General features: G+C 43.2%; 14 protein-coding genes and 1 other RNA gene. 7 read left to right on the top strand and 8 right to left on the bottom strand.

Annotated elements, in window-relative coordinates; all coding sequences use genetic code 11:
• Positions 1–83: 83 nt before the first annotated feature.
• The 4 genes from FTU44_RS13695 to ssrA all read right to left on the bottom strand — a co-directional run bounded on the left by FTU44_RS13695 (position 84) and on the right by ssrA (position 5462).
• On the bottom strand, positions 84–890 hold the full coding sequence (locus tag FTU44_RS13695; RefSeq protein ID WP_180051145.1) for an inovirus-type Gp2 protein: 807 nt from the start codon (positions 888–890) through the stop codon (positions 84–86).
• Between the two features lie 262 nt (positions 891–1152).
• Positions 1153–3504 carry a hypothetical protein gene (locus tag FTU44_RS13690; RefSeq protein WP_180051142.1) on the bottom strand — a complete coding sequence of 784 codons (2352 nt, stop codon included), beginning with the start codon at positions 3502–3504 and terminating at the stop codon, positions 1153–1155.
• A 280-nt stretch (positions 3505–3784) separates the two neighbouring features.
• Positions 3785–4921, bottom strand: coding sequence for a tyrosine-type recombinase/integrase (locus FTU44_RS13685; protein WP_180051139.1), 1137 nt, complete (start codon positions 4919–4921; stop codon positions 3785–3787).
• 182 nt (positions 4922–5103) lie between these two features.
• Positions 5104–5462, bottom strand: a transfer-messenger RNA (tmRNA) gene (gene ssrA, locus FTU44_RS13680).
• A gap of 130 nt (positions 5463–5592) precedes the next feature.
• On the opposite strand from ssrA, the gene glpK reads away from it, so the two are divergent.
• Positions 5593–7077, top strand: a complete 1485-nt coding sequence (gene glpK / locus FTU44_RS13675) for a glycerol kinase GlpK (protein WP_180051136.1) — start codon at positions 5593–5595, stop codon at positions 7075–7077.
• A gap of 73 nt (positions 7078–7150) precedes the next feature.
• Here glpK and FTU44_RS13670 read toward each other — a convergent pair whose 3' ends face one another.
• Entirely contained in the window at positions 7151–7648 is a 498-nt protein-coding gene (locus tag FTU44_RS13670; protein ID WP_100328911.1) for a thioesterase family protein, read from the bottom strand.
• A 105-nt stretch (positions 7649–7753) separates the two neighbouring features.
• Here FTU44_RS13670 and hemB point away from each other — a divergent pair, with 105 nt between their 5' ends.
• Positions 7754–8767, top strand: a complete 1014-nt coding sequence (hemB, locus tag FTU44_RS13665) for a porphobilinogen synthase (RefSeq protein ID WP_005172298.1) — start codon at positions 7754–7756, stop codon at positions 8765–8767.
• A 15-nt stretch (positions 8768–8782) separates the two neighbouring features.
• Positions 8783–9910: a glycine oxidase ThiO gene (thiO, locus tag FTU44_RS13660; RefSeq protein ID WP_074384142.1), complete on the top strand. Its 1128-nt coding sequence runs from the start codon at positions 8783–8785 to the stop codon at positions 9908–9910.
• Here the strand turns inward: thiO and FTU44_RS13655 are convergent.
• Together FTU44_RS13655 and FTU44_RS13650 are read right to left on the bottom strand one after the other, a co-directional pair.
• On the bottom strand, positions 9899–10804 hold the full coding sequence (locus tag FTU44_RS13655; RefSeq protein WP_100354873.1) for a TIGR01777 family oxidoreductase: 906 nt from the start codon (positions 10802–10804) through the stop codon (positions 9899–9901). The two genes, thiO and FTU44_RS13655, sit on opposite strands and share 12 nt — an antisense overlap.
• Before the next feature lie 152 nt (positions 10805–10956).
• Positions 10957–11418: an ABZJ_00895 family protein gene (locus FTU44_RS13650; protein WP_100357320.1), complete on the bottom strand. Its 462-nt coding sequence runs from the start codon at positions 11416–11418 to the stop codon at positions 10957–10959.
• Between the two features lie 468 nt (positions 11419–11886).
• On the opposite strand from FTU44_RS13650, the gene FTU44_RS13645 reads away from it, so the two are divergent.
• Genes FTU44_RS13645 through FTU44_RS13635 form a run of 3 tightly spaced genes read left to right on the top strand, consistent with a single transcriptional unit; the run spans position 11887 to position 17869 of the window.
• Positions 11887–13140 carry an exonuclease SbcCD subunit D C-terminal domain-containing protein gene (locus tag FTU44_RS13645; protein WP_180051133.1) on the top strand — a complete coding sequence of 418 codons (1254 nt, stop codon included), beginning with the start codon at positions 11887–11889 and terminating at the stop codon, positions 13138–13140.
• An 8-nt stretch (positions 13141–13148) separates the two neighbouring features.
• Positions 13149–16760 (top strand): AAA family ATPase, encoded by a 3612-nt coding sequence (locus FTU44_RS13640; RefSeq protein ID WP_180051130.1) that lies wholly within the window; start codon positions 13149–13151, stop codon positions 16758–16760.
• Positions 16761–16765: 5 nt separating this feature from the next.
• Entirely contained in the window at positions 16766–17869 is a 1104-nt protein-coding gene (locus FTU44_RS13635; protein WP_180051127.1) for an acyltransferase, read from the top strand.
• A gap of 33 nt (positions 17870–17902) precedes the next feature.
• On the opposite strand, the gene FTU44_RS13630 is transcribed toward FTU44_RS13635, so the two are convergent.
• Positions 17903–18589, bottom strand: a complete 687-nt coding sequence (locus FTU44_RS13630; protein ID WP_180051147.1) for a YggS family pyridoxal phosphate-dependent enzyme — start codon at positions 18587–18589, stop codon at positions 17903–17905.
• Positions 18590–18712: 123 nt separating this feature from the next.
• Here FTU44_RS13630 and FTU44_RS13625 point away from each other — a divergent pair, with 123 nt between their 5' ends.
• Complete coding sequence (locus FTU44_RS13625; RefSeq protein WP_004279279.1) at positions 18713–19750, top strand: type IV pilus twitching motility protein PilT; 1038 nt, start codon at positions 18713–18715, stop codon at positions 19748–19750.
• The last annotated feature ends 5 nt before the right edge of the window (positions 19751–19755 follow it).

The following is a 19755-nucleotide window of genomic DNA, read 5'->3' as shown; positions in this document are numbered from 1 at the left end:
CTAGACAAAATGACACCAAATGAGTTTTACTATGATCAGCTACCCCAACAAAACAAGGTGGCTTAACTAGAGCGGAATATCACTTATAAATACGCTTTTAGTTGTTCAAACAAGTGGGACCACCTCTTTTCATTGAAATTTTCAGAACGATCTTTGTTAGGGTTCTTCTTGATATTACAATTCCATGAGCTGCCCAACCCATCAGTGATTTCATCATTCCACTCATTGCACACCCATTTCGCAAGCTTTAAGTCGTGCTTCCGTCTAGAGGTATTATAGATCAAGAACAAGTGAACATGATAACTACCTTGGGGTGCCTGTTCTAAACACCATGCGTTAAATCTAAGGTATTTGAAGCACTTATCCTTGTCTGCCATACGTCTGCATAATTTACGAACATGCTCATGAAACAATTCAATATCAACCAAATGCTGCTTATGTACGTCATACTTTAAATCTACTCTGACTACGAGATTGCAGCTATAACGATTGAATAATTTCTCTACCGCGGTTTGCATTTTTTCCAATCTTCTATTAACGCGATACTTATACTGATAGATATCATTATCGACTTTTTTCCTATTGACTCTAAATAACCAACTAAAGTGCTCCAATAAACAATCATTTATTTTCAGAAGGCTTTCATAAGTGTAACAACCATTTTGCATCTGTCTAAAACTATGAAATTGATTTACAAATAAAAAATCAAATAACGCAACGTAATCCGCATACACATGCTTAAAGGAATAAATGTGTTCAAAGTGCTCAAGCATACTAATGAGTTCCGGCAGATCTTCTCTTTTCAAGCCATTATCAATGACCCTTTTAGTAAAAGATTCAATTTTAATCAGTCGCTTTGGTTCATTGAGTTTATATTGATTGATGTTCATGATGAGTATTTCCTTAATATGCTCATCAGATTGCTGTGTGAGTATTTTTTAATATTTAGTTATTTAATTCATATATATATTATTTACTACACCTTTATAAACAAATATCTTCCCTTAGGATTTATAGAGATGTGGGAACATTTAACCCCAATAAATCCTAGGTGATGTGTCATTTTTGATGAAGCTAAAGTTATGCAATGCTTTTATCAAATTTTTAGAGAAAAGACGTACAAAAAAATTAATTGAGCCATAACTACTTATCCTAATTTTTCATAACAGCTCTGTACTTAGATTTGGGCTTTTGTCCTGTGGTGAATCTTTTCTCGTTTATGTTCCGCTCACTTAATGAACTAAATAGGCTTTTATAACATATGTATGGTAAATAGCTTTCGGTAAAAGCTTTTCTAGTCAATTTATCAGTAGTTTCTATCTTTAAAGATGTTGCGGAAAGTTCTCTGATTCCATCGAAAATCTGCCTATGCTCTATTGCATGGGTAATCTTTCCAGCACTGACATCAACACTATCTAACGAGCTATCACGATCACAGTCCTTCTGATAATATTTTTGGACGAATCTTTCCAAAAAATTAGTTAGCTCTTCTTGAATATTAAGTTCTTGTAATTTTGAATTATAATTAAACACCAAGGTAAGATCTGCATACAATGTTTTGTTTTTTCCGATTTCGAATGCTTTTTCATCCCAACGGAGTATATACCCTTTTAACCAACGTAATGGTTGCGTAGAACGACCAACACGGAGAAATTCTGTCAAAATTGCTGATTGCTCCTTTTTACTTAGAGCATCCATATCCATACCATAAAATTGAGTATGAACTCGATGAACAAGTACATCCTCTTCAAGCAGAAAGTCAGCATAATTTGACAATTTATTAAATGTTTTATCTAAAGATTTAAGACGCTTTTTATAAAAATCTTCACTTAAAATTGATTTAAAGAATTTCAAAAAATCTTCTTGTTCTCGGATTGTTTTAGCTATTATTGGTTGCTCATATATTCCAAAGATTAGCTGTTCATAATTTTGAATTAAACTACTAAATGCATTCATATTTTCTGAAATATAATCACTCGTTAGAAGCACAAAAGAATTGTTGTTAATTTTTATTTTCTCCAAAAGTGCAAACCAAATACGTCCTAAACGAGTCAAATTATCTCTATAAAACTTGAGTGAATGATTCTTATTAGAAAGACTAGCTATATCAACAAAATTGAATAATTTGGGGGAAACGGTTTTCAATGTTTCACAAAGAAATTCTATTGAATAAAGCAAACTATCATATGTCATTCTATCATTATGGCTAATTGGGAAAACAGCTAACGGGAGATCCATCAATTTAACTTTCTCAAGATATTCTTGTGTAGCTTCAGTAAGATGCTTGGGATCTAATATTTTTTTAGTCTTGGTACTAACTTGCATTTCAGCAAATGAAATTGGTTCTTTTTCAACAGGTCCTAATGTTTTCTGCAAAGTATTTGGAGGTAATAACGAATGGCTGGAAAGTGGTTTAATCTCATAAGTACTTTTACCCTCTTCAAGATTTAACCCAATAACTTGATTGACCGTAAAAAAATAACTGTAGATCCAATACCAACAACTATAACGAGATTCTTCATTATTCTTTTTAATAAGACCTCCAACCTTAGTATCATGATATTTACGCAGAATTTTCCCCCAATTTCCAATATCGTAATTTGCTGAAGAAAATCCGGGAATGCTTTTCAGCTTTTTATCCAATTGAGCAATAATCCCATCTTCTGAAAAATTAGAGCCCTTACAATTGAACATTAATACGCAATGCAAATTTATGCCTAATTCTTGCATCGGTTCTAGTCTCAATAAGCAACTTTGTAAATTTTCAATTTGACCAATCAACTGACGTACAGTACTTATTTTATCTTTGAGCACTTTAAATAAAGTGTCGTAACTCATTGAAGCATCATGCAAAGTTGCATACAGCTTTATATCCAAGCACATCACATACAACTGCCCAAATTGATCTAATGTACAGTTAAAATACTGAAAATAGCTCTCCTCTTCATCTGACAAGTTAAAGGTATCTCCAACGGTTGCATCAGCTTTTACTTTTGTTTTTATAATTTCAGATATTTGGATATATGTCCGTGCTAAGTCCTCCTTAGGAAAACAATAAAAATCCTTAGAGTTGTCTGTACAAAATTTATTTAGCTTAAAAGTGCCATTAAATAGCATGACACTATTTTTTGGGTTATCCCTGCTGCTGCCAAATTCAGACTCCAACATATATTTCATAAATTTTCTACAAGTAGGAATCTCCAACCCTTGCCAATTTGGCAATAATTCAGAGGTGTATTGCAAAGTACTTATTCCCTCTAAGAACTTCTCCTTCTCAATCAAGTTCATTTTCTCATAAACTATCTCAGCAGATCTAACATCCTGCTTGATCCTTAGAAGCCACTCATCATAGTTCTGAATGAGATTTATCGAATCCCGATAAATAAGAATTTTTTGGTGCCGATCCTCCTGCCTAATCTCATCATAACTGGCGTTATATCTTCTTGTTAGTAAATCAAACATCTCTTCTTTTAAAATTTTAGGCAAATATATATTTATAGCCATTAAAACCCTCTATTTACAACACCTTCTTTAATTTTAAAGAAATGTTATTCAGTTGTTTAATTATCATTATTCTACAAGATAAGACCAATATTCATAAAAATTATTTTTATTATTCTTTAATATTTTGATTAGATTAAGCGAAATAAAATTCACTAAAAATGAATTCTTTCTTAGCTCCTCACTCCCACTCCCCCCCTTTCCCTTTCTTCAGATGAAAAAAAACCTAAAATCCTTTTGGACTTTAGGTTTTAAATTTTATAATTGATTTACAGTTTGATAATCAGCGCATCCAGCTAGATACTTTCTCCCCATACCACTCCATGATTTTTACACGCTCATCCCAATACTGTGCTCGGTTATATGCCGAGCGAATTCTATTCTGGGGTACGTGAGCAAGCTGGCGTTCAATGGCATCTGGATTAAATAGATTCGATTCGTTTAAGACTGTACTGAATAGCGACCTAAAACCATGTGTGGTCATTCGACCCGCATAACCTGAACGTTTGATCACAGCCAAAATAGACTCGCTACGCATTGATTCTTTGTTATTCAAACGATGTGGAAATAGCAGTTCCTGATTATGAGTAAGTCTTAATGCCTGAAGCTCAGCAATCATCATGTCTGTCAACGGTACACGATGTGGAAGTCGGTTCTTCATACGCTCTTCAGGGATATCCCATTTACGCCCTTCCAGATCAAACTCCTCCCAGCGTGCTTGTAGCAACTCACTAACCCGAACGCCTGTCAGCATAATCAGAATAATGGCATGATGTGTTTGAGCATCACTTGGGTAGGCTCCTATCTTCCTTAAAAATTCAGGCATTTCAGAGGCAGTAAGTGAAGCCAAGTTTTTGACTCTTTTGTTCTTGAGAGCATAAACCAGATCACCTGCCGGATTATCATAACGATAACCATGCGCAATGGCATACTTCATGACCATGCCGCAACGAGATAAGGTACGTTTTGCAATTTCAAGCGAGCCTCTAGCTTCAATCTTCTTAATGATCTGCAGAATCTCAGGAGCCTGAATCTGGTTAATACGCTTATTAGCAAGAGCAATATAAAGCTCATCCAATGAAGCTCTAACATTACTAATATGTTTGGATGACCAGGTTTCTTTTTGATTATTGAACCAATCTTCTGCAACTTCTTTGAAATATGGCTTTAATTCTTCATGCAGCACTGAACGTGAGAATCGATGCTTAAGCTCATATGCAAGTTCCCTTGCCTTTTTTAAGCTTAAATCTGGATATGGACCAAGCGATTCAGACTTACGTTCACCATGGACAGTGACGCGTACATTCCAATATTTTTGACCTTTGGTAGTAATGATTAGGGATAAACCATGTGAATCCGAAAGACGATACTGTTTGTCTTTCGGCTGTGCTTTTCTGCATTCAGTATCTGTAAGTGGCATGTCGATTACCCATAATTGATGTATTAATTTCTGGGTAAATTTTCCCAATATTTACCCATAAAGAGCAAATATGGGGTCAAATGGGATCAGACGTTATCGGACAAACAGGCATAAAAAAAAGCCTTTAAACATTGAGTTTAAAGGCTTTTTTAGATTCCGACGGATTACTTCGGAAAGAATTTTGGTGGAGGTGGCGGGAGTTGAACCCGCGTCCGCCAGCATTACGCTCGAGAATACTACATGCTTAGATATCGTCTATTGTTTTAACTCTTTGTGACCCGACGAACAGGATACAAATCGCGATCCTCTTAGTTTAGTACAAAGCCCCAAGGCTTGGCTTTATACGGACTTGTGTGCGTGCGCTTCAGTCGGACTCTCTAACCACAAGTATTCGGAGAGGCGGACAAGCTGCCCTTAGGCAGCTAGAGCGTATGATTCGTCGTTTGCGACTAAAAAATGCAAATTTGATTTACGAGAGAAAATGCGCTCTCGGCATGCATCTATGAGTTTCATCACCAGCGTCGAAGCCAGAAACACCCCCAAAGTACAAGGCAATCATAGCATAGATGTCAAAAATTACGATGCATTTTCTAAACATTTACACAACTTGATGCGCTTAATTACATTATTGCGCTAATATTTTACTTTTCAAGCCGAATAACAGAAAAATTATGAGCTATTTACTGGCCCTAGATCAAGGAACCACCTCGAGTCGGGCTATTATTTTTAATGAACATGGACAAATTCAGGCAACGGCTCAACGTGAAACCCATATTCAGACGCCACATTCAGGTTGGGTCGAACAGGATGCTCAGGAAATCTGGAGCACGCAGATTGCGGTGGTACAGCAAGCGCTTGCTACGGCGCGTATTCTCGCCAAAGATATTAAAGCCATTGGTCTGACCAATCAGCGCGAAACCGCGGTGGTTTGGGATCGAAGAAATGGTAAACCGCTCGCGCCGGCCATCGTCTGGCAAGACCGCCGAACTTCAGACTGGTGTAACCAGCTGATTGAACAGGGCTTGATGTGCAAAATTCAGCAAAAAACCGGTCTACGGATTGATCCTTATTTTAGTGCAGGAAAATTGGTCTGGTTTCTGGAGCATGTAGAAGGCATACGTGAACTGGCTGAACACGGTCATGTCGCTTTTGGTACTATCGATAGCTGGCTGATCTGGAACCTGACTCAAGGCGCAGAACATGTGATTGAAGCCAGCAATGCTTCCCGTACCATGCTGATGAATCTACATCAACAAACTTGGGACGAAGAACTACTGGAGCTGTTTCATATTCCTGCTTTGGTCTTACCAAAAATTATTTCCTCGGATAGTTATATCGCTGACACCGCTTCAGGTTTACTCGGTGCCAATATCCCCATTACTGGGATTCTAGGTGATCAGCAATCTGCACTGTTTGGTCAATCCTGTTTTGACGTGGGGAGCGCAAAAAATACCTATGGCACCGGCTGTTTTATGCTGTTCAATACCGGTCAAGACATCCAGCTCAGTCAGAATAAACTGCTTTCTACCCTTGCCTGGCAAGCGCAGGGTCAAACTACCTATGCACTGGAAGGCAGCGTCTTTATGGCAGGTGCGGTAGTGCAATGGCTACGTGATGGTCTCGGGATTATTCAAAAAAGCAATGATATCGAAAAACTGGCCTGTAAAGTTGAGGATACCGACGGCGTGGTTTTGGTTCCGGCCTTTACCGGACTTGGCGCACCGCATTGGGACAGTGAAGCGCGTGCCCTGCTCTGTGGCATGTCTCGTGGTACGACTCAAGCGCATATCGCCCGAGCAGCCTTAGAATCAATCGCTTTTCAGGTATCGGATGTCCTCAGTGCAATGCAATCCGATATTGCCCACCCTTTAAAAGAATTACGGGTCGATGGCGGTGCCAGTAGCAATGACATGCTGATGCAGTTTCAGGCAGATATTCTCAATGTGCCGGTGCTGCGTCCGAAAATGCTGGAGTCTACCGCTTGGGGGGCAGCTGCCATGGCCGGATTAAAATCCGGAATATTTTCCAGTCTGGAGGAAATTTCGCAGTCTTGGCAACTTGAACGTGCCTTTGAACCAAAAATGCAAAATGATGAGCGTGAAGCTCATTTAGCCAAATGGCAGAAGGCCTTAAATCGGGCCAAATCAGATCTATAACCTGTATCAATCTGAAGGTCGAAAGCTAAAAAAGCACTGTTAAACAGTGCTTTTTATTTTCTATCTCTTACCCTCAATAAGCATAAGATGCAATCGCTGTAGCAATTGGCTTATCTTCATCATTGACCATGGTCATACGCATGGTGCAGCCCTTACGCCCCAAACGTAAGGTTTCTGCCCGCGCGATAAAATATTTACCGCGCCCGGGTGCCAGATAATCCACCCGCATATCCACTGTCGCCAAACGCGAGACTTTTTTAATGGTGTCGGCAATGGTTTCAGGTTCGGCTTTTTTATATAACTCCCCCATCGCTACAATTCCACCGACACTATCGAGTACCGTGGCCGCAAGACCGCCATGCAAAATTTGAAACGCGACATTACCAATCATAAAATCCTGCATTTCGACATAGGCTTCGATCTGGCCTTCCACCACCCGCATGCTCATACCATTATGCTTAAAAAAAGGAGAGCTATTAAAAGCATGTACCAACTGATTTAAGACCACATCAATATCCACCTTTGCCCCCAAGTGTATATTACCTGTCCAGCTTTTCTCTGTCTTAGTCATCACTCTGCTCAAATCCACCGCAATAAAAAACCGCTAATTTATGCCCAAAAATTTCAGTTAGGGCTACAATAGGTGCCTAGTTTAATACTGATTGCTGAGATTTTTATGACCTATACGTTCAATCGTCCCGCGTTTCCTGCAACTCGCATGCGTCGTATTCGTAAAAATGAGCATTTACGTTCTATGGTACGTGAAACGCATCTCAGTGCAGATCACCTGATTTATCCAGTATTTGTACTGCCGGGACAAAACCAGAGCCAAGATATTCCCAGTATGCCGAATATCCAGCGCCTGTCAGCAGACTTGCTGTTAAAAAAATCAGAGCGTCTGCTGGAACTGGGCGTCAACAAACTGGCACTGTTTCCAGTCACACCACAAGAAGATAAAAGCCTGACCGCCGAAGCGGCTTGGCGCGAAGATGGTCTGGTCCAACGCACTTTGCGTTTATTAAAAAAAGAACTGCCAGAAATGGTGCTGATTACTGATGGTGCACTCGACCCCTATACCACGCATGGTCAGGATGGCATTATTGATGAGACCGGTTATGTCTTAAATGATGAAACGGTCGAATGTCTGATTAAACAGGGCTTAAGCCATGCCGAAGCAGGCGCAGATGTATTTGCCCCAAGTGACATGATGGATGGCCGGATCGGTGCAATTCGTCAGGCCTTTGAACAAAATGGGCATATTTATACCTCAATCATGGCTTATTCAGCCAAATATGCATCCAGCTTCTATGGCCCATTCCGTGATGCAGTCGGTTCTGCCAGCAATTTAAAAGGCGGCAATAAATACAATTACCAGATGGATGTCGGTAACCGTGCCGAAGCACTGCATGAAATTGCGCTGGATATTCAGGAAGGCGCAGACATGGTGATTGTCAAACCGGGCATGCCTTATCTGGATATCGTCCGTGAAGTTAAAGACACTTTTGGTGTACCAACCTTTGTCTATCAGGTCAGTGGTGAATATGCGATGCTGGCCGCTGCCATTCAAAATGGCTGGTTATCTGACAGCGTAATTATTGAATCACTGATGAGCTGCCGCCGCGCCGGTGCCGATGGCATCTGGACTTACTTTGCCGAAGAAGCTGCGCTTAAACTGAAAGACATGAAGTAAAAGGATTTCGGCGCAATGCATATCGCCATTATCGGCGCTGGCATCACCGGGTTGATGTCGGCGCTGGAACTGCTTGAACAGGGATGTTCTGTCACGATTTTTGATCAGCAAGTTGCCGGGCAGGCTGCGTCCTGGGCCGGAGGCGGGATTCTTTCTCCGATGTATCCCTGGCGCTACCCCGCTGCAGTCAATACGTTGGCCCGACATGCCAAACCGCTCTATCAGGACTGGAATCAAAAACTGCAGCCAGTGACCGGTATCGATTTCCAGATTCATGAAAGTGGTATGCTGATTTTTGATGAAGATGATTTTGAGCTTGGCTTGCGCTATGCGGAAAAATATCAGGACCCTCAGCAACAGGCCGAATTGCTTGATCAGACTCAGCTACAACAAATCAATCCTCGAATTGATCAACACAAGTTCCAACAGGCGATTTACTTTCCGGAACTGGCCAATATCCGCAACCCCCGGCTATTACAGTCGGTCATCAGCTATTTAAAACAGCATCCGCATGTCACCTGGCAAGAACATTGTAAAATCACTCAGCTCAATATTCAGCAAGGCTGGGTAACGAGTGTGTCCAGTGAAAGCGGCCAACACTTTCAGGCAGATCAGTTTGTAATCGCCACAGGCGCATGGTCTGCAGGCTGGTCAGAACAGCTTGGCTGTGAAATTCCGGTACAACCGGTGCAAGGACAAATGCTGCTGTTTAAAACCCCAGAAAACTGGCTACCGAGCATGTGCATGAACAAGGTCATGTATCTGATTCCACGGCGCGACGGACATGTTGTATGTGGTTCCAGTATGCGTCAGGTCGGTTTTGACACCTCGCCTTCTGCTGAAATCCGGCAAGATATTCTACAGGCTTGTCTGGGGATGGTACCGGAACTGGCGGATTTTCCGCTGGTCAAGCAATGGGCCGGATTAAGACCTAGCTCACCCGATGGTATTCCCTATATTGGCAAAATCCCCGAATTTCAAAATGCCTGGGCCAATTTTGGCCATTTCCGCAATGGCTTATGCATGGCCCCAGCCTCAGGCAAATTACTGGCTCAATTGATGCTTGCACAAACACCGACCATTGTAGATCCACAGCCCTATGCTCCGGCCCATCTATTGGAGCCAGGTCGCTTAGTGCTTTAGGATATTATGCAGCGCTTCTTTCAAGGTTGGATAATCAAACTGAAAGCCCGCATCCTGTAAAGCTTGAGGCTGTACATACTGACCGTTTAAAACCAGTTGCGATTGTTCTCCCAGCATCATTTTCAAACTGCATGCTGGCAGTGGCAGTAAAGGTTTGCGTTTCAGTAGCTGTGCAGCAGTCCGGGCAAACTGTGCCTGACTGACTTTTTCCGGAGCAACCACATTAAAAATCTGCCCGGTCGTCGTTTCAAGCATCAAGAATTCAATCGCACGCAATACATCTTCTAAATGCACCCAAGTGACTGGCTGACGCCCATGACCAATCCGCCCGAACAGATTCAGTTTAATCGGCAATAACATCTGCGGCAGAATTCCACCACCTTTGCCGAAGACCACAGCAAAGCGAACAATTTTGGTGTCCTGACTGCTATAGGACAAAGCCAGTTGTTCCCACTTCGCACAGAGCTCAGACATAAAAATATCTTGTGGCGGGCTTTGTTCCGTACAGACCTGCTCCCAGCGCTCGCTCGGGTCAATACCATAATAACCAACGGCTGAGGTTGAAATAATCCGTTTCGGTTTGATCTGGTATTTTTCTAAATAGTCAAATAACTGTTTGGTGGTGTCTAAACGGCTATCCAGCAATTTCTTTTTACGCGCTGCCGTCCAGCGTCCCTGACCGATGCTTTCGCCAGCCAGATTAATCACATAATCAATCTGAGGCTGTTTTAATTCATCCAGCTGGTTAATCCAGTGAAAATCTGGATGCGGTTCAGATTGATTCTTGCGGCGGGTCAGCCCAATCACCCGATAATCACGTTCCAATAAAAAACGCACCAGATGACTGCCAATAAAACCCCTCGCTCCGGTCACCAGCACTACAGGTTTATCCATAAGTCATTCTTAGCCCTGTTATTTTTTCTATTTAAATTATACGCAACTTATTCTGGGATTTTTCAATCAATGCCCTCTTTGTCGTGGTGAATTTGTATCCAGCCTGATGCGATCAATCTATCAAGATCAATCGTCATAAAGCCACCTACCTATCAGGCCTGCGGCGAATTGCCAAACATTTGATCTGCCATACGCTGTGCCTGCTTGCCATAGAACCAGTAAGTCAATAGATACAACGGAATCGCGATCAGCAAGAACATGATCAGCACAATACTTATAAATTGTGGCTGCTGTAGATATAGCAAAAAGTCCTGCCAGGCATTTGGATTAGAGCGCGTGGCAATCAGAATACCAAGTAACAGAAATAGCAGGTTATAGCCCCAATAGATCAGGCTAAACCCCAAGGTGAATTTTTTACGTTCCGACTGCGTTGGGGCACGTTTTTGCTGTTTTAAAAACTTAAATAAGATCCAGATCATGGCCACCAGATAAGGAACAATCGTCAGTACGGCGCCCATCCCCGTTGGCATCAGTGCTGCCAGCACCCCGCAAATGCAGGTAAAAATAAAGCAGATAATAAAAAACCAGATAAAATAACGGGTTAAAGGCAACATAAGAATCACTCAGTGACATTCATCAAGCTAGTATAAAAAAAAACAGGTTTTTTTTCATTTTATTGTCAACCATCGGCCAGAAGGTGACGTTATATAGGGTACAAGGTACAAAAATTTGGACTGGCATCCACGAATTTTTGCTGACCTTAGAGCTAAAGCAATAAGTCCAGTGTACAGGGAAATTTTGAATAGCAGCCAAAATCTTCATGTAACACAAATTTGACCGACGATTTCACATCACTCGAATCGTCGGTTTTTATTTTTTAAAATTCCGATTTTTCAGCCTGATGAATTGCATGACTGTTCAAGACTGGGTGATTTAGACATGACTATCCTGCCATTTTGCCTACTGATTAAAATAAATTCAGCCTGACATCAGCAACAATTCGCTGAAATATCTTTTTTAAGTAGATTTTTCCCTCAGCTTTTTCCTATAGTAGCAAGGCAGACATTTCAGGGTTCATCTACATGGCAGTTCATTTTCTTCACACTTCCGATTGGCATCTGGGGCAATTTTTCCATAACCATGACCGTGAATTTGAACATGCCCAGTTTTTGACTTGGTTGCTCGATCAAATTAAAACAAAACAGCCGCATGCCTTGTTGATTGCCGGTGATATTTTTGATGTGATCAATCCAGCCTCAAGTGCGCAAAAGCAACTGTATCAGTTTCTGGCCGATGCACATAATCTGGCCCCGCACATGCAGACTTTGATGATTGCCGGCAACCATGATTCCGGTTACCGGATTGAGCAGGTTGAACCTTTTCTGTCTAAATTCAATGCCAAAGCTGTGGGAATTGTGGGCCGAACCGCAGAAAACACCCTGAATCTGGATCGCTTGCTGATTCCGATTTATGATCAGGATAAAAATATTATCGCCTGGTGTCTGACCCTGCCCTATTTACGCAGTGCCGAAATTACGGGGCTGAATGAACATACCAGCAATAGCCAGAATGCGATTAGCTATCTGCATCAACAACTGATTGCCGAAGCCAAGGCCCGTAAACAGCCGCATCAAGCCCTGATTTTAATGTCGCATGCACATATGCAAGGTGGCGAAACTTCCGACTCGGAACGGCCAATTATTGTCGGTAATGAAGAAGCGCTCTCGACGGCGCTGTTTGATGAAGTGATTGATTATGTCGCACTCGGTCATCTGCATAAACCACAAAAAGTTGGTCAGCCGCATATCCGTTATAGTGGCTCACCGATTCCGCTGTCATTTAGTGAAATCAACTATCAACATCAGGTGGTTGAGGTCAGAATTGATCCTGAGCAAAGCCCGGAACAGCGCTTTCAATACGATGTTCTAAAAGTGCCACGCACCGTCGAGCTGTGCCGGATTCGGGAAAAGCTGGAAGATTTAATTGCTAAACTTCAGGCCTTGCCTGCCGGAGAAATCGAACAACTGTCGGCACGACATTTTCTGGAAATAGAATACACCACCGATGCGCCGCCACCAGTCGATTTACGCCAGCAAATTGAACTGGCTTTACCCGCCAACCGTTACCGCTTGCTGCGCATCAGCCGGATTTATCAGCAACAGGCCGAACATACGCAAGGAGATTCGAAAATTGATCTGGCACCACCGACGCCGGAATCGCTGTTTTTGAATATCTGGAAAAAAATGGGCTATGAACATGATCATTCTGTACAACAGGATTTTCAGCAACTTCTGGTTGAAGCCCAACACGAACTTGCACAAAAACAACAAGCCTAGGATCGGCCATGAAAATTTTACGTTTGAGTCTCAACAATCTGGCCTCCCTCACCGGCACCCATCATATTGATTTTGAATCCAGTCCTTTAACACATGCCGGCCTGATTGCGATCACTGGAAAAACCGGGGCTGGAAAATCGACCCTGCTCGATGCCATGTGTCTGGCGCTCTATAACGAAATTCCACGTCTAAAAGGTGCGACTGGCAGCCTGAAAGATGCCGGCGGTCAGGATGTTTCGATTAAAGACTCCAAGAATATTCTACGCCGTGGCTGCGTGCATGGTTTTGCCGAGCTGGAGTTTATTGCACTGGATAGCAAACGCTATACAGCACGCTGGGAGATTCGCCGGGCACGTCAGAAAGTCGATGGCAATCTAAAAGTAGATCGTTATATCAAGTGCATCGATGATGATACGACGCTAACGCAAAAAATATCTGAAGTTACCCCCTTAATTGAAAAACTGCTGGGCCTGAGCTTTGAACAGTTTACCCGCGCGGTACTGCTGGCGCAGTCGGAAGTTGGCGCATTTTTAAAAGCCAAAGATCATGAACGTGCAGACTTGCTGGAATATCTGACCAATTCGCAGATTTTCAGTGAGGTCAGTAAAAAAGCAGCGGAAAAGCATAGTCAGGTTCGACAAAAGCGCCATGAACTGGAAAACTGGCTCGGTCATCTGGAATTATTATCCGAAGACGATATTACTCAGCTTCAACAGCAACATACTGCCTTCAACCAGATACTTGAGCATTTTAACCAGAGTGAAAAATTACTAGAAAATGACCTGAAATGGTATCGGCAGAAACATGCTTTATATACTGAAATTCAGGCCAAAAAAGAAATTTACGATGTACAGCTGGATGCCGATCAGAAGCTGACCGCACAAAAGCAGTTGCTGGTTCATTTGGATGAGTTTCAGGGCATTCGAGAACAGTTTATCCAGCAGAATCAAATGCTCACGCAGCAAAAACAGCTTGCGATACAACAACAATCATTCGAACAGCAGCTACAACAGGTGCAACAGCAACGTGATGCTGAATTTGCGCAACTTGCTCAGATCCAGCAACAGCAACAAGCCCATGTTCAACATATGCATGCCATGCAGCCGCATCTGGAACAAGGTCTAAAACTGGATCATGAGATGCATCTGGTCGGCAATGACTATAAGAAAAAATCAGCAGATTTATTGGACTATGCACAGCAGTATATCCAACCCTTGCAACAACAGATTGAATCATCGAAACAGCAACTCGCATCTGCTGCCGAGCAGCAACAGCAACGCCTGACGCAACTTGAACAGCAGGCTGATCTTGCCATGTTTGATCTGGAACCACAAAGTACACTGCAACGACTGCAAGACTATCAAAAGCTGTATCAACAGATGCAGCAACAGGCGCCGGCAGTACTCTCTCAATCGCGTACTGAACTGGAACATTCCCGGCAGCAGCTGGCTCAACAAATCGAAAGTTTGCAGCAACAATTTGGCAATCAAGCTCAGTTGGAACAACAACTTCAGCAGCAGCAGACTGTACAGCAACAGAGCTCGACCCGGCTGCTTAAACTGGAAGGCTTGATCCAGCACGTGGCACGTCTAGCAGAACAGGAAGCCGAACAACAGCAACTCAAACAAGACGTAGCGCATGCACAGACAGAATTAACCCAGCTTGAACATACGGAAATTCAACTGCAGCAAATAGTCAGCAACACCGAACAGGAATTTGAACAACTACAAAATATGCTGCAGCAACAGCGCCTGCTGCAAACCCAAAGCGTGCAGGAACTGCGCGCGCAGCTCAAACCTGATGAAGCCTGTATGGTCTGTGGCAGCCAACAGCATCCGTTTGTCCAACATCAAGCATTATTAGACACAGCGCTAAACCAGCTGCAAGATCAACAGCTGCAACAGGCACAGCAACAACTGAATCAGCTTAAAGATGATTTAAAATCAACCCAGATTCAACAGTCCAAAATCAATATGCTTTTTGAGCAAAAACAACAGCGTTTAATCCACATTGAACGGATACTGAATGAACAGCACCAGACATTAAAACAAAACTTAAAAGAGTTAGGACTTGAGCAAGCCAATCCTGATCATTCAGCTCAGTTGCTCCATCCCCTGCAAACACAGCTTGGCCAATGGCAACAGCAACAAATTCAGGCAAACGAACAGTTCAAAATCCTGCAACAGACTTGGCAAAACTGGCGACAACAGCAACAGCAACTCGACAGCTTGCAACTGAGTCTGCAAAAAATGCTGCAACTGGATCAACTGATTGAGCCAGCTCTTACAGTACTGCCCGAAGCACAGCAACTTGCTTGGCACAAGAATGCGCCTGCTGCCTGTACCCAGCTGCAACAACATTTGCAGCAGCGATTACATCTTGTCAATCAAGTCAAAACTGCAGAACAGGAGCTACAAGGTTTCAAGCAGCAACTGAATCAGGCTCAACAGCAACTTCAGCTACATGAGCAGCGGCATACGCAAATACAGGCCGAGACCCATTATTTGCTTGAACAAGGCAAAGACTTACGTCAGCAACTCAATCAGCTGACCGAACAACATGCCGGTCAGACCTATAAGCTGGCAGCAGAATGGCGACAGCAACTGGATACCCAGTTAAAAGCGCTTAATAGCCAGCTTCAAGCACAACGCCAGGTATATGAACAGCATGAGCAAGCTTTGCATCAGGCTTTACTTAAACAACAGGCTTTGCTGACCCAAATGCAACAGCTAACTCAACAGCAGGCACAATCTGATCAGGCCATCCGTACATGGCAAAATCTGCATCGACATTTTAATGCGGAACTGATCCAACAATGTCTGACCATTGGTCTGAGTGAACATCAGCAAATCCGGCAGCAATTACAGGCACAACATCAAGCACTGGAAAATGCCAAAATTGCCTGGCAAACGCTGGAAGATCAATACCAGAAGCATCTCCAGCAACAGCCTGAACTTGCTTTTGAGGAAGTGGAAGCACATTTAAATAGTTTGGCACAGGAAAAAACCGAGCAACAAAACAGCTTCAATGAGATTGATACCAAACTGCGTATGAATGCCAATAATCAAAATACCTATGCCAAATATCAGCAACAGATTGAACAGGTCAAAGCCGAAGAATATCGCTGGGGCCGTATCTACGATTTAATCGGACATAAGGAAGGTACCAAGTTCCAGAAAATTGCTCAGGAACATCATCTGGATATCTTGGTGGAATACGCCAACCAACAACTGCAACCGCTGGCACCGCGCTATCAGTTGCACCGTATTCCAGACAGCCTGAGTCTGGCGATTATTGATCTGGACATGAACAGCGAAGTACGTCCGGTCTTGTCTTTATCTGGCGGAGAAACCTTTCTGGTTTCTCTGGCCTTGGCACTGGCGATTGCCAATATGGCTTCCGGTTCGATGAAACTGGAATCGCTATTTATTGATGAAGGCTTTGGTACTTTAGATCCAGCCTCATTACATATGGTGATGAATGCACTGGATCATTTACAAAGTCAGGGTCGTAAAGTGGTCTTAATCTCGCATGTGCAGGAAATGCATGAACGGATTCCAGTACAGATTCAGGTCAAGCCAGTCGGTGCTGGCGCCAGTACCATTCAGATTATAGGTTGACAATGATGCACCCTGCCCCAGACAAGCTCTCGCCCTATTTCAGCTTACAGCTCGAGAGCCTACGGGGCATCAGTGCCATTGTTGTACTGTTCACGCATTGCTTTCAGGCCTTTATCGCCCCTTTTGACCTCAGCCTGTATTCATGGATGCGCCTGCTTGGTCAGGCCGCGGTCATGATTTTCTTTGTTCTGAGTGGTTATCTGATTGGCTATTCGATCCAGCACAATATTCATCAGCATGGTCAGTTCAATCTGCGCCGTTATACCCAACAGCGTTATCGCAGGATTTTGCCACCCTTTCTGTTTGCCATGGCTCTGAGCCTGTTGTTGTATCTGTTGGCACCACTACTCTTTGCCACTCAAAGCCATGCCTTTCAAAACAGTTTTGGCATGATGATCCGGACTGACTATGGTCTCGATTCAGGTGATTTTATTGGCGCTCTGCTGTTTTTGAATGGCTTCATCACGCCTACAGTTTCAGCCAATGCCCCGCTCTGGAGCCTGAGTTATGAAGTCTGGTTCTATGTCTTGGCCGGATTTCTACCTTTTTTCAAAGATTCAGAAATAGCCAAAATCGGCTTTTTTAGTGTTTTAATCGTTTTATCCATCCTGAATATTCAGTTTTTTATTTATTTTCTGGTCTGGCTGATGGCCTTTGCCTGTTCATTTCGTCATATCCAGCGACATTTTCTAAACCGGTTACAAGTGCTTAAACTGGGGTTATTTGGCTTGGCATTTCTAATCGCCTGCATTGATGCTTACCAGTTTCATATCGTCGATCAAGCCCGACAATATCGCGCTGCAAATTTTACTCTCTTTAATTTCTGTATCGGCCTAGCATTTAGCTGCTGGCTGGTACAACTCCAGCAGCAGCGCAGTCACTACAATCCGGTCTGGGTACAATCCGCTGATTTTTCCTATACCTTGTATGTAACCCATTTCCCTTTGCTGCTGTTTATTCTGGGCTGTGTTCCGGCAACCTTGGCTTATGGTCTGGGCGGCGCTGTTTTAGCCTTGCTCGGCAGTATGGGCAGCCTGATTGTCTTTGCCTGGCTCATGGCAAAATGGCTGGAGCCACAAAGAAAAAAAGCGTTATCGAATAACGCTTAATCATACTTTTTCAAAATAACCCGACAACGCCTGTTAATCCTTTTGAGGACGTGCACCAAATAATGCCGTGCCGACACGCACCATGCTGGAACCGGCAGCAATTGCAGCCTGCATATCGGCCGACATGCCCATACTTAAAGTATCCCAATCTTCAGGATGCGCATGCTGAGCTTTCACCCTATCAAATAAAGCTTTAGCCTCGATGAAAGCTTGAGGATTCCCCGGCGCTGGAATCACCATCAAGCCACGTAAGCGCACATTTGGCAGTTGGCTGATTTGTCTAACTAAATCAGTAACTTCTTCCGGTTGGCAACCATCTTTCGTATCCTGAGCATCAATATTGACCTGAAGACAGATATTCAGCGCGAGCTGATCTTCTCTACGCTGATTGGATAAACGCTCGGCAATAATCAGACGATCCACCCCATGCACCCAGGCAAAATTTTCTGCCAGATGCTTGGTCTTGTTACGCTGTACATGGCCAATAAAATGCCATTCAATTTCCAAGTCTTTTAGAGCCGTAATTTTCTCTAGCGCTTCCTGCAAATAGTTTTCGCCAAAGGCACGTTGTCCCGCCTGATACATATCAGCCAGTACTGCACTCGGCTGGGTCTTGGAAACGGCCAGCAGTTGCACCGAATCTGGCTCACGACCGACCTGAGCACAGGCTGTTTCAATTTGCGCTAAAACCTGATTTCGTGACTGTTGCAACATATTCATTGATGGGGTTCTCATTTCATTCATCTTTTTTTCCCTTGCCCATAAACTAAGGGTTGGTTAAGCTGTGGGAAAGCCTTATTATTCTATCAAAATAATTAACATTTTAATGAACTCGGGGACCTTATGGATATCACAGAATTGTTGGCATTTTCTGCTAAAAATGGTGCGTCGGATTTACACTTGTCTGCAGGCTTACCGCCAATGATTCGTGTCGATGGGGAAGTTCGTCGTATCAACCTGCCAGCATTAGAACATAAAGAAGTACATAAACTTGTTTATGACATCATGAACGATAAACAGCGCCGTGATTTTGAAGAAAATCTGGAAACTGACTTTTCTTTTGAAGTACCCGGTGTGGCCCGTTTCCGTGTCAACGCATTTAACCAGAACCGTGGTGCCGGTGCAGTATTCCGTACCATTCCATCCAAAGTTCTGACCCTGGAAGATCTGGGCATGGGACAGATTTTTAAAGATATCTGTGAATATCCGCGTGGTCTGGTACTGGTCACAGGGCCAACCGGTTCGGGTAAATCAACCACCTTGGCGGCGATGCTGGATTATATTAACGACAATCGCTATGACCATATTCTGACCGTCGAAGATCCAATCGAATTTGTGCATCAATCCAAGAAATGTCTGATCAACCAACGTGAAGTACATCGTGATACGCATGGCTTTAATGAAGCCCTGCGTTCGGCACTGCGTGAAGACCCTGATATTATTCTGGTCGGTGAGATGCGTGACCTTGAAACCATCCGTCTGGCCTTAACTGCGGCAGAAACTGGTCACCTGGTGTTTGGCACCCTGCATACCACCTCTGCGGCCAAAACCATTGACCGTGTGATTGACGTATTCCCTGCCGAAGAAAAAGATATGGTTCGTGCCATGTTATCGGAATCATTGCAGGCTGTGGTTTCACAGGCCCTGTTAAAGAAAAATGGCGGCGGACGTGTTGCGGCACATGAGATCATGATTGGTATTCCTGCAATCCGTAACCTGATTCGTGAAAATAAAGTGGCACAAATGTATTCTGCGATTCAGACCGGTGCCAACTATGGCATGACCACACTGGATCAGACCCTGAAAACGCTGGTATCTAAAGGTCTCATCAGCCCGCAAGTGGCACGTACTGCAGCCAAACAGCCAGAAGCATTCTTATAAGAAAA

The organism is Acinetobacter sp. YH12105 (genome assembly GCF_013419095.1).
In the GTDB taxonomy this organism is placed as follows: domain Bacteria; phylum Pseudomonadota; class Gammaproteobacteria; order Pseudomonadales; family Moraxellaceae; genus Acinetobacter; species Acinetobacter pseudolwoffii.
The sequence above is the reverse complement of the archived record's forward strand: the minus strand, read 5'-3'. Positions and strand labels throughout refer to the sequence as shown.

Bases quoted from the DNA above. Each gene is read 5' to 3' on its own strand.
- FTU44_RS13655 (WP_100354873.1), bottom strand. From the start codon at position 10,804: ATGGATAAACCTGTAGTGCTGGTGACCGGAGCGAGGGGTTTTATTGGC.
- FTU44_RS13635 (WP_180051127.1), top strand. From the start codon at position 16,766: ATGCACCCTGCCCCAGACAAGCTCTCGCCCTATTTCAGCTTACAGCTC.
- FTU44_RS13640 (WP_180051130.1), top strand. From the start codon at position 13,149: ATGAAAATTTTACGTTTGAGTCTCAACAATCTGGCCTCCCTCACCGGC.
- hemB (WP_005172298.1), top strand. From the start codon at position 7,754: ATGACCTATACGTTCAATCGTCCCGCGTTTCCTGCAACTCGCATGCGT.
- thiO (WP_074384142.1), top strand. From the start codon at position 8,783: ATGCATATCGCCATTATCGGCGCTGGCATCACCGGGTTGATGTCGGCG.
- FTU44_RS13670 (WP_100328911.1), bottom strand. From the start codon at position 7,648: ATGACTAAGACAGAGAAAAGCTGGACAGGTAATATACACTTGGGGGCA.
- FTU44_RS13685 (WP_180051139.1), bottom strand. From the start codon at position 4,921: ATGCCACTTACAGATACTGAATGCAGAAAAGCACAGCCGAAAGACAAA.
- FTU44_RS13630 (WP_180051147.1), bottom strand. From the start codon at position 18,589: ATGAATATGTTGCAACAGTCACGAAATCAGGTTTTAGCGCAAATTGAA.
- FTU44_RS13695 (WP_180051145.1), bottom strand. From the start codon at position 890: ATGAACATCAATCAATATAAACTCAATGAACCAAAGCGACTGATTAAA.
- FTU44_RS13690 (WP_180051142.1), bottom strand. From the start codon at position 3,504: ATGGCTATAAATATATATTTGCCTAAAATTTTAAAAGAAGAGATGTTT.
- FTU44_RS13645 (WP_180051133.1), top strand. From the start codon at position 11,887: ATGGCAGTTCATTTTCTTCACACTTCCGATTGGCATCTGGGGCAATTT.
- FTU44_RS13625 (WP_004279279.1), top strand. From the start codon at position 18,713: ATGGATATCACAGAATTGTTGGCATTTTCTGCTAAAAATGGTGCGTCG.
- FTU44_RS13650 (WP_100357320.1), bottom strand. From the start codon at position 11,418: ATGTTGCCTTTAACCCGTTATTTTATCTGGTTTTTTATTATCTGCTTT.
- glpK (WP_180051136.1), top strand. From the start codon at position 5,593: ATGAGCTATTTACTGGCCCTAGATCAAGGAACCACCTCGAGTCGGGCT.